At 40.4% G+C, this 12911-nt stretch carries 16 protein-coding genes; all 16 read left to right on the forward strand.

Annotated features, from left to right (window positions below):
* Positions 1–5 precede the first annotated feature (5 nt).
* On the forward strand, positions 6–608 hold the full coding sequence (locus tag NSQ54_09185) for a hypothetical protein (GenBank protein WYP28247.1): 603 nt from the start codon (positions 6–8) through the stop codon (positions 606–608).
* Positions 609–780: 172 nt separating this feature from the next.
* On the forward strand, positions 781–2097 hold the full coding sequence (gene der, locus NSQ54_09190; GenBank protein WYP28248.1) for a ribosome biogenesis GTPase Der: 1317 nt from the start codon (positions 781–783) through the stop codon (positions 2095–2097).
* A gap of 27 nt (positions 2098–2124) precedes the next feature.
* Entirely contained in the window at positions 2125–2742 is a 618-nt protein-coding gene (plsY, locus tag NSQ54_09195; GenBank protein ID WYP28249.1) for a glycerol-3-phosphate 1-O-acyltransferase PlsY, read from the forward strand.
* A 27-nt stretch (positions 2743–2769) separates the two neighbouring features.
* Entirely contained in the window at positions 2770–3789 is a 1020-nt protein-coding gene (locus NSQ54_09200) for an NAD(P)H-dependent glycerol-3-phosphate dehydrogenase (GenBank protein WYP28250.1), read from the forward strand.
* 83 nt (positions 3790–3872) lie between these two features.
* Positions 3873–4139, forward strand: a complete 267-nt coding sequence (locus NSQ54_09205) for a stage VI sporulation protein F (protein ID WYP28251.1) — start codon at positions 3873–3875, stop codon at positions 4137–4139.
* Between the two features lie 175 nt (positions 4140–4314).
* Positions 4315–4515 carry a DUF2768 domain-containing protein gene (locus tag NSQ54_09210; protein ID WYP28252.1) on the forward strand — a complete coding sequence of 67 codons (201 nt, stop codon included), beginning with the start codon at positions 4315–4317 and terminating at the stop codon, positions 4513–4515.
* 11 nt (positions 4516–4526) lie between these two features.
* Entirely contained in the window at positions 4527–5261 is a 735-nt protein-coding gene (locus NSQ54_09215; GenBank protein WYP28253.1) for a hypothetical protein, read from the forward strand.
* Positions 5262–5484: 223 nt separating this feature from the next.
* Positions 5485–6963: a stage IV sporulation protein A gene (gene spoIVA / locus NSQ54_09220; protein WYP28254.1), complete on the forward strand. Its 1479-nt coding sequence runs from the start codon at positions 5485–5487 to the stop codon at positions 6961–6963.
* Between the two features lie 119 nt (positions 6964–7082).
* The gene (gene mtrB, locus NSQ54_09225; GenBank protein WYP28255.1) at positions 7083–7307 is read left to right on the forward strand and encodes a trp RNA-binding attenuation protein MtrB; all 225 of its coding nucleotides are present in this window, start codon (positions 7083–7085) and stop codon (positions 7305–7307) included.
* A gap of 100 nt (positions 7308–7407) precedes the next feature.
* Entirely contained in the window at positions 7408–8193 is a 786-nt protein-coding gene (locus tag NSQ54_09230) for a heptaprenyl diphosphate synthase component 1 (protein ID WYP28256.1), read from the forward strand.
* Positions 8194–8904, forward strand: a complete 711-nt coding sequence (locus NSQ54_09235; protein ID WYP28257.1) for a demethylmenaquinone methyltransferase — start codon at positions 8194–8196, stop codon at positions 8902–8904. It begins immediately after the preceding gene.
* A gap of 60 nt (positions 8905–8964) precedes the next feature.
* Positions 8965–9834, forward strand: a complete 870-nt coding sequence (locus NSQ54_09240; protein ID WYP28529.1) for a UbiA-like polyprenyltransferase — start codon at positions 8965–8967, stop codon at positions 9832–9834.
* Positions 9831–10433, forward strand: a complete 603-nt coding sequence (locus NSQ54_09245) for a flavin prenyltransferase UbiX (protein WYP28258.1) — start codon at positions 9831–9833, stop codon at positions 10431–10433. Before NSQ54_09240 ends, NSQ54_09245 begins: the two co-directional genes overlap by 4 nt.
* Entirely contained in the window at positions 10430–11272 is an 843-nt protein-coding gene (locus NSQ54_09250) for a menaquinone biosynthesis protein (protein WYP28259.1), read from the forward strand. Before NSQ54_09245 ends, NSQ54_09250 begins: the two co-directional genes overlap by 4 nt.
* Positions 11273–11298: 26 nt before the next feature.
* Positions 11299–12267, forward strand: a complete 969-nt coding sequence (hepT, locus tag NSQ54_09255; GenBank protein WYP28260.1) for a heptaprenyl diphosphate synthase component II — start codon at positions 11299–11301, stop codon at positions 12265–12267.
* A gap of 110 nt (positions 12268–12377) precedes the next feature.
* On the forward strand, positions 12378–12821 hold the full coding sequence (ndk, locus tag NSQ54_09260) for a nucleoside-diphosphate kinase (GenBank protein WYP28261.1): 444 nt from the start codon (positions 12378–12380) through the stop codon (positions 12819–12821).
* Positions 12822–12911 lie beyond the last annotated feature (90 nt).

Raw genomic sequence — 12911 nt, forward strand, 5'->3', positions numbered from 1 at the left:
ACCAAATGGAAGGTTTAGGTATGTTTTGGTTAAGCTGGGTTGCGTGGATTATCGTCACGTTTTTAATGCCAAAGTCACAAAAAAGAACGATGATTGCGGGTTTTATTCTACTTTTTATTATCATGTATGCCATTCAGGTTCCCCTACCCAAAGGGATCATTAATCTAGGCTTTGTTTGGCTAGCCTTAGGGTGTTACTGGATGTTTCATACACAAGTTAGAAAACGGTTATTTCTTTCATTTATGTTTGGATGGTTTATTGCGGCAGTCTATGCAGGGTTTTCGTTATGGGCTATGTTTGATCCAATCATTGTTATTGTCCAAAAGGAATGGATGATGGCTAGTATTCTTTTTCTTTTATCGATATTATTGATGAAAAACGCCTTGTTACGGGTGACGATTGTTACACTAGGTATGATTCATGGTGAAGTGTTGACACACCTTGTAACAGCAAATATATGGGGGCTTTTTGAGATTGGAAGTGGTTTATTTTTTGATGGTTTGGCTTTAAGTCTGATCATACTTGGCGTTCATATTCTTCTGCAACAAATCCTTGGAGTTTTGCAAGATGCGACAGAGAAATGGCGAAGTGCAACAGAGAGCCTATAAAACCTTTTCTGATAGGGTCGACAAGCACCGTTAGATTTAGTAAGATGAGTAAGTTAGAAACGGCAAAGAATGCACTTATAAAGGTGTGAGCTCGTGTCGTTTTTTCGTATGAACAATGACTGTCTCCTTTTATTGTGAAAGGATCAGCATTTTAGAGAAAGGTTGTGGCGCTATGACTAAACCAGTTGTGGCCATTGTAGGGCGTCCTAACGTCGGAAAATCTACAATTTTTAATCGTATTGTTGGAGAAAGAGTTGCGATTGTGGAAGACATTCCTGGTGTAACTCGTGATCGTATCTATAGTCAAGGTGAATGGCTAGATACAGAGTTCCAGGTGATCGATACAGGCGGAATTGAAATTGGAGACGAGCCATTGCTTGTGCAAATGCGTGCTCAGGCAGAGCTTGCTATTAAAGAATCCGACGTCATTATCTTTATGGTAAATGGACGTGAAGGCATTACTAATGCAGATCAGGAAGTAGCCAAGCTATTGTTCCGATCTAAAAAACCAGTTGTTCTTGCAGTGAATAAAATTGATAACGTGGACATGCAACAGCATCTGTATGAATTTTATTCATTAGGAATGGGAGAACCGTTTGGTATTTCTGGCTCACACGGACTTGGTCTTGGTGACTTATTAGATGAGGTAAAAAGCCATTTCCCAGATCAGGAAGAGGAAGAGTATGATCCTGATACGATCCGTATTGCATTAATTGGTCGTCCGAATGTAGGTAAATCTTCATTAGTAAATGGAATGCTTGGAGAAGACCGAGTGATTGTAAGTGACATTGCCGGTACAACTCGTGATGCGATTGATACACCGTTCACTAAAGATGACCAGGATTATGTGGTTATTGATACAGCGGGTATGCGTAAACGTGGAAAGGTGTACGAGACGACAGAAAAGTACAGTGTCCTTCGAGCACTTAAGGCAATTGAGAGAGCGGATGTTGTCTTAGTCGTATTAAATGCAGAAGAAGGCATCATTGAGCAAGATAAAAAGATTGCTGGGTATGCGCATGAAGCGGGACGAGCGATTTTGTTTGTCGTGAATAAATGGGATGCGGTTCCTGGTAAAGACGATAAAACAATGCAGAACTTCGAGCGTAAGATTCGCGAAGAATTCCTGTTCTTAACGTATGCCCCTATTTTATTCCTATCTGCTTTAACTCGTCAACGGATGCAGCATTTGTTGCCGCTTGTTAACAAAGTAGCAGAGAATCATACACTTCGAGTGGCTACTCATGTATTAAATGACATGGTAATGGATGCCGTTGTTATGAATCCAACACCAACAGACAAAGGAAAACGCTTGAAGATTAATTATGTGACTCAAGTAGCTGTAGGACCACCAACATTTGTTTTCTTTGTGAACGAACCAGAATTAATGCACTTTTCGTATCAACGTTTCTTAGAGAATCGTTTGCGTGCAACGTTTGAATTAGAGGGCACACCTGTGAAAATCATTGCCCGTAAAAAGAATGATTAACATTTTGACAATGGGAGGAGAACATTTATGGAAATAGGCCTTTTGGTTTCCATACTTATTGGTTATTTACTTGGGTCTATTAGCTTTAGCTATCTCATTGGTCGTAAGTTACTAAAGCTAGATATTCGCACAATGGGGAGTGGGAATGCAGGGGCTACAAACACACTAAGAGTGATGGGGAAAGGCCCAGCCATCTCTGTTTTAGTGTTAGATATTGCAAAGGGTATTGCTGCTGTTTGGATCGGCGTATGGCTGGGCGCTGGCAATGCGTGGGTACCTGCATTAGCAGGTCTCGCCGCAATTCTTGGTCATAATTGGCCCATTTACTTTGGATTTCGAGGTGGAAAGGGTGTAGCAACCACAATAGGTGTCATTGCCACCCTTGTATTAATTCCTGCACTAACTGCAGGAGTCATTGCGATTCTAAGTATTGTGTTTACGCGTTATGTATCACTTGGGTCTTTGTTATTTGTTGGACTAACTCCACTTACTACATGGATATTTATGGATGTATTTTCGATACCGATTGAATTCTTTTATTTAACATTAGCAGTAGCACTTTTATCTTTTTGGAAGCATCGTACAAATATAAAACGATTAACAACAGGTACAGAGAACAAACTAGGTTCAAAAAAAGGTGCATAAAACGCGTGGGATAAGGGGTTGATTCATATGACTACGATTGCTGTGGTAGGATCCGGTAGCTGGGGTACAGCACTTGGAATGGTTTTGGCTGATAACGGACACGAAGTTCGTATGTGGGCTAGACGTGCTGAACAGATTGAAGAGATGAATACTAAAAAAACAAATCATAAATATTTGCCAGACGTTGCACTTCCAGAGCGTATGGTTGGCTTTACAAGTTTAGAGGAAGCTGTTCAACCTGTAGAAGTCGTTGTGCTGGCTGTACCGGTAAAAGCGATTCGTGAAGAAACAAAAAGACTACTTGCAATCGCAACCCGACCGCTTACGATTATTCACGTAAGTAAGGGGATTGAACCAGGAACACAAAAAAGGGTCTCAGAAATGATTGAAGAAGAGGCCGATGGTCATACTAATCTTCACTCTGTTGTTGTCTTATCCGGTCCTAGTCACGCGGAAGAGGTAAGCCGTCGTCAGCCTACAACGGTTACGGTTTCTTCAACGAATCTTGAGGCAGCTCAATATGCACAGGATTTATTTATGAACCAGCATTTTCGAGTGTATACTCACTCAGACTTAGTTGGCGTTGAGCTTGGAGGCGCGTTAAAGAATATTATTGCGCTTGTATGTGGTGTAACAAATGGACTAGGCTACGGTGACAATACAAAAGCTGCTATTATGACGAGAGGACTCGCTGAGATTACTCGTATGGGAGTAAAACTTGGTGCAGATCCATTAACGTTCTCGGGATTATCAGGACTTGGTGATTTAATTGTTACATGTACTAGTGTACATTCAAGAAACTTCCGTGCAGGCAGACTTATTGGACAAGGTCTATCACTTGATGATGTGTTAGAACAAATGGGTATGGCTGTTGAAGGAGTTAGAACCACACAAGCCGCATTTGAAATGGCTAATCGTTTTGAAGTGGAGATGCCAATTACAAGTGCGATTTATCATGTTCTCTTTAATGGAGTAAAGCCAGAAGATGCAGCTGGTGAGTTAATGGGCCGTGTGAAAAAACACGAGGAAGAAAAATTAACGGACTAACATGTTCTAGGCATTTAACATGCACCATCTTTCTCCGTACGCATACGATATGTTGATACTACGTACGGAGGAGGAGAGAGCACATGACTCAAAACCGAGATTCATCGTTCTTTGACCAGATTCAAAAGAATACGAAGGTTCGACCTGATGAACTATTAAAACTAGCAAACTCTGTAAGCAAATCAAACTTAAAAGATGAAGCAACTGTTCGTCAATTAATTCATCAAGTGTCTCAGCTAGCAGGTAAACCCGTTTCAAAAGAAAAAGAAGATCAGCTTGTTCAGGCCATTATTAAAAACAACGTACCTGCTGATTTTGCTTCCCTTTCAAAAATGTTTAATAAAAAATAGCACTCCGTTAGGCATATGCTCGAGCACAACCATGAGTCGTGCATATACTTGTAAGGAACACAAATATAGGGCTAACACATTAGGGTTTTGTCATGAGTCGGAGAAAGGCCCCACTTTCTCCGATTTAATTAATAACGTGGACAAGCTTAAGTGAAGTCTACCTAGGAGGAAAAGAATGTCTCAAGCCATGCTTCATATGTACATCTCTTTTGCTGGAATGATTTTGATGTTTGTTTCTGCTGGACTCGCTCTTTTTAGTCGAACGAAATTAAAGGGAATCATTCAAAAGCTTGTTTTGTCCATTTCATTTATTTGTTTAATGGTTTCCGGAATTATTGTTTTTTATATTGTAGTAGGGGGACCAACTTCAAGCTAAGGAGGAGGTACATGATGAAACAACTTTTGAAAGCGTTGTTTTTGGGGAGTCTCCTTTTACTTACAGGGTGCTTTTATCCCCAAAATGAGCGACAAGCTTCTAAAGCAGCTTATTTGGATCAATTGGCTTCGGTTCAATCAGCTGTTGACTCGTTTCAAGAGGATACGGCTGTCCTGCCAATCCAAACCTTTGATGAACATACACCTACATATCAACGCTACGTCATTGACTTTAGACAACTAGTGCCAAGGTATATGCAGGAGCCACCAGGTACTGCCTTTGAAAATGGGGGAATGTATCAATACACACTTGTTAATGTTGAAGAGAATCCAACCGTTAAACTAATTGATTTAAACTCGTTGAAGACCATTCAAGAACTAACAAGTCGATTGAATAACTATCGGTCACAGCATACATATGCACCTGTTAAAGACATTGCGGCAGATGGACTATTCGAAATTGACTTTGAAAAGCTATCATACAAAGAAGAACCGGTGATTATAAGCCCTTATTCTGGTAACAGTCTTCCTTTTCTTTACTCAAATACAGGTGAGCTTGTCATTGATTATGCCAGTGATATTAATATACGCCTTAATGATCTGGATGAAGTGAATACAGATGAGGATTTGCGTCCGTTGTTATATGAGGAAGCTCCGTTTGTTCCATTTCATTCGGTACCTTATACATTGTCTGAATCAGGAGAACCTGAGCTAAATCCATCGTTTGAAGCCGAAGAAAATAATTAAATAGAAAATGTTCTATTTCGCCCCTCCATTAGATATATATACGGTAATGGAAGGGGCATTTTTTTGTTGGTCGGGCTCCCCTTCCCGAAAAAGAGTGGACCGTTTAAGTGGAAATCCAAAAAGTAGATCATATTTTTGGGACAACGCTCATAGCATGAACTATGTGAGGATTTCAAGCGCAAATGGGAGCACTCTTATATTGAAATGATCGGGAGGGGATCACGTGGAAAAAGTCGACATCTTTAAGGATATTGCAGAACGCACAGGCGGAGACATTTATCTAGGTGTAGTTGGTGCCGTTCGTACAGGTAAATCGACGTTTATTAAGAAATTTATGGAGCTTGTTGTTTTGCCGAATATTGAAAATGAGTCAGAGAAAGTAAGGGCTCAGGATGAACTGCCACAATCGGCAGCAGGAAAGACCATCATGACTACAGAACCGAAGTTTGTCCCAAATCAAGCGGTCTCCATCCATGTTGGTGATGGATTAGATGTAAATATTCGCTTAGTGGATTGTGTTGGATACGCTGTACCCGGTGCCAAGGGATACGAGGATGAGAATGGCCCTAGAATGATTAACACGCCTTGGTATGAAGAACCGATTCCTTTTCAAGAGGCTGCTGAAATTGGAACGCGTAAAGTCATTCAAGAACACTCAACACTTGGTGTAGTCATTACGAGTGACGGAACCATTGGAGACATTCCACGTTACGATTATGTTGAATCCGAAACTAGAGTGATTGAAGAGTTAAAAGAAGTTGGTAAACCATTTATCATGGTTGTAAACAGTGTGAGACCTTACCACCCGGAAACGGAAAAGCTTCGCGCTCAATTAGCCGAAGAACATGACATTCCAGTCTTATCAATGAGTATTGAAAGCATGACTGATCAGGATATTCAGAATGTGCTGCGTGAAGTGTTGTTTGAATTCCCAGTTCATGAGGTAAATGTCAATCTTCCAAGCTGGGTCATGGTTCTTCATCAAGACCATTGGCTGCGCCAAAGCTATGAGGAATCCGTTCGTGAAACAGTTAAAGACATAAAGAGATTACGAGATGTAGACCGGGTGGTTGGTCATTTTACGGAATTTGACTTTATTGATGACGCTAGACTTGCGGGTATTGAAATGGGTCATGGTATAGCAGAAATTGATCTTTATGCACCAGATACTCTTTATGATGAAGTGCTAAAAGAGGTTGTCGGTGTAGAAATTCGTGGAAAAGACCATTTGCTATCATTGATGCAGGAATTTGCACATGCGAAGTCAGAGTATGATCAAGTTTCAGATGCGCTTCAAATGGTCAAACAAACAGGATATGGGATTGCCGCTCCGGCATTATCTGATATGAGCCTCGATGAGCCAGAAATCATCCGTCAGGGCGCACGATTTGGCGTCAGGTTAAAAGCTGTTGCCCCCTCTATTCATATGATTAAGGTTGACGTTGAATCTGAATTTGCCCCGATTATCGGTACAGAAAAGCAAAGTGAGGAGCTCGTCAGATATTTAATGCAGGATTTTGAAGAAAATCCACTGTCTATCTGGAATTCAGACATTTTTGGTCGCTCCTTAAATTCAATCGTTCGAGAAGGGATTTCTGCGAAGCTATCACTCATGCCTGAGAATGCTCGTTACAAATTAAAAGAAACACTTGAACGAATTATTAACGAAGGTTCAGGTGGACTGATTGCGATCATCCTATAACGTTGAAAAGGAACTCTTTAAAGAGTTCCTTTTTGCTTTTGTTAAGCCAAATATGCTAAGATTTACAGCAGAATAGCGTTTAAACGGGCGTCGTTTAAGCAGAGTCAGGAGCGATTAAGATGGGTAACGAAAAAGATTATATTGTCATTAAAGCAAAAGAGAACGGAGTAACAGTGATTGGTCTTACACGTGGAACAGATACAAGGTTTCATCACTCCGAAAAGCTAGATAAAGGGGAAGTATTAGTAGCTCAGTTTACTGATCATACGTCTGCCATTAAAGTACGAGGCAAAGCGGAGATTCAAACCACTCATGGCGATGTTACCTCAGGGCAAGAAGACTAATAGAAAAGCTCGATAGGTAAAGTCGGGTCATGCATGGTTGGGACATAAAGACTATGCTATACTGAAATTATGAATTTGTTATACACTGGAGGATATATACATGGTGAATCCCAGCCACCTAGCCAAAGAAGTAACAGCAATTATAGAGAAATTTAACCAACTCACTTATCATCCCTATATAGAGAAATACATTCCATCTGTAGGCATTGATGATGAGAAATGTCGTTTGTTTTATGCATCTTTGTCGAAAAAAACGTCTAAAGAGGATGCGTTTGTCATTACGTTATGCGCGATGCTTGTTCAAGCAGCGCTTGATGTACATGAAGAAGTTACACTTCATCCGGTCCACTCAGACGATGCTAGAAAAAACCGTCAATTACACGTGCTAATTGGAGATTATTATAGTAGTTTATATTATTACTTACTTGCCGGTGCTGATCATGTGCCATTAACGCGTCTCTTTAGTCACACGCTTCAAGAGATTAATGAACAAAAAATGAACGTGTACGAGGTTCATCATGCTGATTACGTGGAAATGGCTGATCATGTGAGATTCATTGAATCCGGGTTATATGGGAAGCTTCTTGAGCAATTCGAGCTATCAGAGGATAAAGAGATTTTTGAAAAACTCTTTTTCTACAAACGGTTTATGGACGAATGGAATAAATGGACCGGTGACCAAGACTCAAGCTTAATTCGAACATTCCTTAAGCATACAGACGTCTCGCGGCAACAGGATGCGTTACTTCAAAAGCAGGACGAGCTACGTTCTTCTATTCAAGAATTATACGTAAGCCATTCTGACTTTACTGATCATATTGATCAATTTCTAAGTGAGGCCATTCCGTCTGCTCCTATAGAGGAAATGGAAAGAAAGGTGAGATAGATGGGGCAACAAACAAAGGAAGAACGAGTTCACGAAGTTTTTGAATCGATCTCCACTCAATACGACCGAATGAATTCAGTCATTAGTCTCCAGCTTCATAAGGTGTGGCGCAAGGATGTCATGAAATTAATGAACGTAAAACCAGGAGATGCTTCACTTGATGTATGCTGCGGAACAGCCGACTGGACGATTGCTCTTGGACAAGCAGCAGGTGCGAATGGGAGAACGGAAGGGTTAGATTTTAGTCAGAATATGCTTGATGTCGGTCAAAAAAAGCTAGAAGACAACGATCTTACGTACATAAAGCTTCACCACGGAAATGCAATGGAACTCCCATTTGAAGATAATCAGTTTGATTATGTAACAATCGGTTTTGGACTACGTAATGTACCAGACTATCTTCAAGTGTTAAAAGAAATGGAGCGAGTTGTTAAACCTGGTGGAATGGTTGTTTGTCTGGAGACTTCAAATCCAACAATGCCTGTATACAAACAAGTCTATCAATTATATTTTAGACATCTGATGCCTCTTGCCGGTCGAATTTTTGCAAAAAGTCATAAGGAGTATTCATGGCTACAAGAATCCACTCAAACATTTCCATCAAAGCAAGAATTAGCTGGGTTGTTTCAAGAAGCAGGATTAGCGAATGTAACGTATAAGAGCTACTCAGGTGGAGCGGCAGCGGTGCATTATGGAAGAAAGAGTAAGTGATTAGTAGAGTATAGATAAACGTGGTCGTTGTTGTCCGCGCAAGAAGAGTTAGGAGCAGATATTGTGATACGAAAGTTAAAGATCATTCTTGAAATGATCAAGTTTGAGCATACGGTGTTTGCACTGCCGTTTGCATTTATGGGTACGATTCTAGGGAGTTTAATCATTAATGATCGCTTTCCACTTTGGACGGATTGGATCTGGATTATTGTCGCTATGTTTGGGGCAAGAAGTGCAGCGATGTCTCTTAATCGTTTAATTGACGAAAAGATTGATCGGCATAATCCGCGGACTGCCGATCGTGCCATTCCAGCAGGGTTAGTGTCAAAGGTTGAAGTATTGGTCTTTATTGTAGCATCATTCGCTTTACTTATTATAGCTGCCTTCCAGTTAAATCCGTTAGCAGTTATCTTTTTACCATTAGCGGTTTTTCTATTAGTATTCTATTCTTATACAAAACGATTCACTTGGGCTTGTCATATCGTACTTGGTTTAACGATCGGATTTGCGCCACTTGGTGGTTGGATTGCTGTAACTGGTGAGATTACTTGGGTAGCGATCGTCTTATACTTTGCTGTAGCCTTTTGGCTTGCAGGCTTTGACACCGTGTATGCAACACAAGATGCTGATTATGACCGAGAGCGAGGGTTATACTCAATTCCTAGTCGATTTGGTGTAGCTAAGGCTTTAATCATTGCTAGAGGCTTTCACGTGGTAAGCTTTTTCCTGTTTCTAGCCCTGTTTTTTATGACAGGTTTACTAGGATGGCTTTATTTAGTTGGTGTGGTCATAGCTGGTGGGATGATGATTTATCAGCATGCACTCGTATCCAAGGATGATTTATCAAGAGTGATGTTTGCCTTCTTTCCAATGAACGGAACATTAAGTGTTGTCATGTTTCTCTTTACGCTAGGAGACATCTTCTTATGAGTTCCCAGGGTCCGTACATCGTTGGAATGACAGGTGCAAGCGGAGCTATTTATGGAATCAGACTGGTTCAAGAGCTACTCCGAACGCAACATGATGTTCACCTTGTGTTAACAGAAGCAACCTGGCAAGTGTTTCAAGCAGAGATGAAGTTGGATATAACGGACCGAGATCAAGTGATAAACGAATTATTTAATAAACATCAAGAGAACTTACATGTGTATGATCTTCATAATTATGCCGCTCCGATTGCTAGCGGCTCTTTCCGAACAAAAGGAATGGTTGTTATTCCATGTTCCATGGGGTCTCTTTCTGGAATGGCAATTGGAGCTTCAGGTAATCTCATTGAACGGGCCGCTGACGTAATGCTAAAAGAAAGGCGTCCATTGGTGATTGTTCCTAGAGAAACACCTCTTCACCAAATTCAACTTGAGAATATGCTGACGCTTTCAAAAGCAGGAGCAACGATATTACCAGCCATGCCTGGATTTTATCACAACCCAACGACAATGGATGAACTCATTGATTTTGTGGTAGGTAAAGCGTTAGACGTGTTGGGCGTAGAGCATGAATTGTTTAAAAGGTGGGGAAGTGAATCATGACACTTCGCATTGGTGAAATTGAGTATGCGAATATTCAACCTTTTTTTGATAAGCTCGACCGAAAGGGACTCTCAGAAAAGGGATTTCAATTAATAACAGATGTGCCAAGCCAAGTGAACCGTCGTCTTGCAGAAGGCGCCGTTGATCTTGCTGGAATTTCTTCGTTTTCTTTTGCTCAGCATGCAGATGAATACACGATGCTTCCGGACTTATCCGTTTCTTCAAAAGGCGAAGTTCGTTCATTATATTTGTTCTCGAAAGTTCCAATTGAACAGCTTGACGCAAAACGAGTTGCTTTAACAGCGAGTTCAGCGACAACTGTTCATCTTCTAAAAATCATTTTACGTTCGTTTTATGAGCTTCATGTACAATATGAGACAATGAAGCCGGATCTATCTGTTATGCTCACAACGCATGATGCAGCCTTACTTATTGGTGATGATGCGATACGAGCGGCGCGAACGAACACAACTCTTTATCAATATGATCTTGGAACGTTATGGTATGAGCATACTGGCTTACCAATGTCCTATGCAGTGTTTGCTGTGAGAAATGAGGTCTTATCAACTCATTCAGATGAGCTAGACACCATTTATCAAGCATTCGTACAAAGTAAAATCTTGAGTCATCATAACGACTACAAGGACTTATCGAATCGATTTGTCTTAAAACAAGGTGGAACCTTTGACTTTTGGCAATCATATTTTCAGAATTTGTGGTATCATTTTAATGAAGAAAATAAACGTGGATTATTATATTATTATAAGCTTGCTTATGAGTATGGATTCTTGTCAAAGTCAATTCACTCAATCAGTGTGTGGAGTAAGGTCCACTCCTGATATGGCGGGTAGGATAAGGTGAAAGAATGAAACTAGCAGATATCTATGGACATTTTCAAACAGATATTAAAGTCATTGAAAAAGAATTAGAAGAAACCATCCAAGCAAGGCATGACGTGTTACGAAAAGCCTCAACAGACTTGCTTCATGCAGGTGGAAAGCGTATTCGACCAGTATTTGTGTTACTTGCCGCTAGATTCGGAAATTATGATATTCATGCATTAAAGCATATTGCGGTATCACTCGAGCTTATCCATATGGCTTCACTTGTACATGATGATGTCATTGATGATGCTGAGCTCCGTCGTGGACGCAAAACGATTAAGTCGCAGTGGGACAATCGTGTGGCTATGTATGCAGGGGATTATATTTTTGCAAAAGCTGTTCAAACGGCAGCTTATTTTGACCACCGTTCGATTCATCTCATCATTTCTGATGCTATTATGGAAATGTGTATTGGTGAAGTAGAACAAATTCGTGATCAATTTAATTGGGATCAAAACATACGAACGTATTTCCGTAGAATAAAACGAAAGACTGCACTCTTAATTGCTGTTAGCTGCAAGCTAGGAGCCATTGCTGCAGAAACCTCAGATGATATTCAACGCAGGTTATATCTTTTTGGATATTATGTGGGAATGTCATTTCAAATTACCGATGACATCTTAGACTTTGTTGGTACAATGGAACAGATTGGAAAACCAGCAGGCGGTGATTTAAGACAAGGGAATGTTACGCTTCCTGCGTTATATGCCATGCATCACGACCCAGAATTAAAATCAGAGATTGTTCAGACGTTATCTAAAGATCAGCATCATGCAGACATGGATTCAATCATTAACCGGATTAAAGAATCAGGTGGAATTGAATATGCCGTCTCTGTTAGTGATCAATATCTAGCTAAAGCGTTTAAGCAATTAGAAGCACTACCTGATGTAGAAGCAAAAACCTATTTCTTGCAACTAGCTGCATACATTGGAAGACGTAAATTCTAATACTTTGTGAAGAGCCTGTTACTGATATTGTCAATAGCTGGCTCTTTTGCTATACTAATCTATGTAAGCGGATGCAAGATACTTTTTCACAGAGAAGAGAGGGTATACATATGGAGCGTACATACTTAATGGTTAAACCAGATGGTGTACAAAGAGGTTTAATCGGAGAAATCATTTCGCGTTTTGAATCAAAAGGTTTTACATTAGTGGGCGGAAAATTCAAACAAATTTCAAGAGAACTAGCCGAGACTCATTATGGTGAGCACAAAGAACGTCCTTTTTTTGGAGAACTTGTTGATTTTATTACCTCAGGACCAGTATTTGCGATGGTATGGGAAGGTGACAACGTCATCAAATCCTCACGTACATTAGTAGGCGCAACCAACCCAACTGAAGCCGCACCTGGAACAATCAGAGGAGATTTTGGTGTTCATGTTGGAATGAACATCATTCATGGCTCTGATTCAGAAGAAAGTGCAAAAAGAGAGATCGATCTCTTTTTCACAAGTGATGAACTCATTACATATGAAAAAACATTAAAGCAGTGGATTTAATCTGATCGCACAAAACCTGTTCTGAAGTAGAACAGGTTTTTTTATTGTTTAGACTAGTTGAGCCATTCATAGAGATAAGGTATGATGAGC

Origin of the sequence: Alkalihalobacillus sp. FSL W8-0930 (assembly GCA_037965595.1) — a bacterium.
In the GTDB taxonomy this organism is placed as follows: Bacteria; Bacillota; Bacilli; order Bacillales; family Bacillaceae_D; genus Alkalicoccobacillus.

Coding starts and splice junctions, on each gene's coding strand:
- NSQ54_09185 (WYP28247.1), top strand. CDS start 6: ATGGAAGGTTTAGGTATGTTTTGGTTAAGCTGGGTTGCGTGGATTATC.
- der (WYP28248.1), top strand. CDS start 781: ATGACTAAACCAGTTGTGGCCATTGTAGGGCGTCCTAACGTCGGAAAA.
- plsY (WYP28249.1), top strand. CDS start 2,125: ATGGAAATAGGCCTTTTGGTTTCCATACTTATTGGTTATTTACTTGGG.
- NSQ54_09200 (WYP28250.1), top strand. CDS start 2,770: ATGACTACGATTGCTGTGGTAGGATCCGGTAGCTGGGGTACAGCACTT.
- NSQ54_09205 (WYP28251.1), top strand. CDS start 3,873: ATGACTCAAAACCGAGATTCATCGTTCTTTGACCAGATTCAAAAGAAT.
- NSQ54_09210 (WYP28252.1), top strand. CDS start 4,315: ATGTCTCAAGCCATGCTTCATATGTACATCTCTTTTGCTGGAATGATT.
- NSQ54_09215 (WYP28253.1), top strand. CDS start 4,527: ATGATGAAACAACTTTTGAAAGCGTTGTTTTTGGGGAGTCTCCTTTTA.
- mtrB (WYP28255.1), top strand. CDS start 7,083: ATGGGTAACGAAAAAGATTATATTGTCATTAAAGCAAAAGAGAACGGA.
- NSQ54_09230 (WYP28256.1), top strand. CDS start 7,408: ATGGTGAATCCCAGCCACCTAGCCAAAGAAGTAACAGCAATTATAGAG.
- NSQ54_09235 (WYP28257.1), top strand. CDS start 8,194: ATGGGGCAACAAACAAAGGAAGAACGAGTTCACGAAGTTTTTGAATCG.
- NSQ54_09245 (WYP28258.1), top strand. CDS start 9,831: ATGAGTTCCCAGGGTCCGTACATCGTTGGAATGACAGGTGCAAGCGGA.
- NSQ54_09250 (WYP28259.1), top strand. CDS start 10,430: ATGACACTTCGCATTGGTGAAATTGAGTATGCGAATATTCAACCTTTT.
- hepT (WYP28260.1), top strand. CDS start 11,299: ATGAAACTAGCAGATATCTATGGACATTTTCAAACAGATATTAAAGTC.
- ndk (WYP28261.1), top strand. CDS start 12,378: ATGGAGCGTACATACTTAATGGTTAAACCAGATGGTGTACAAAGAGGT.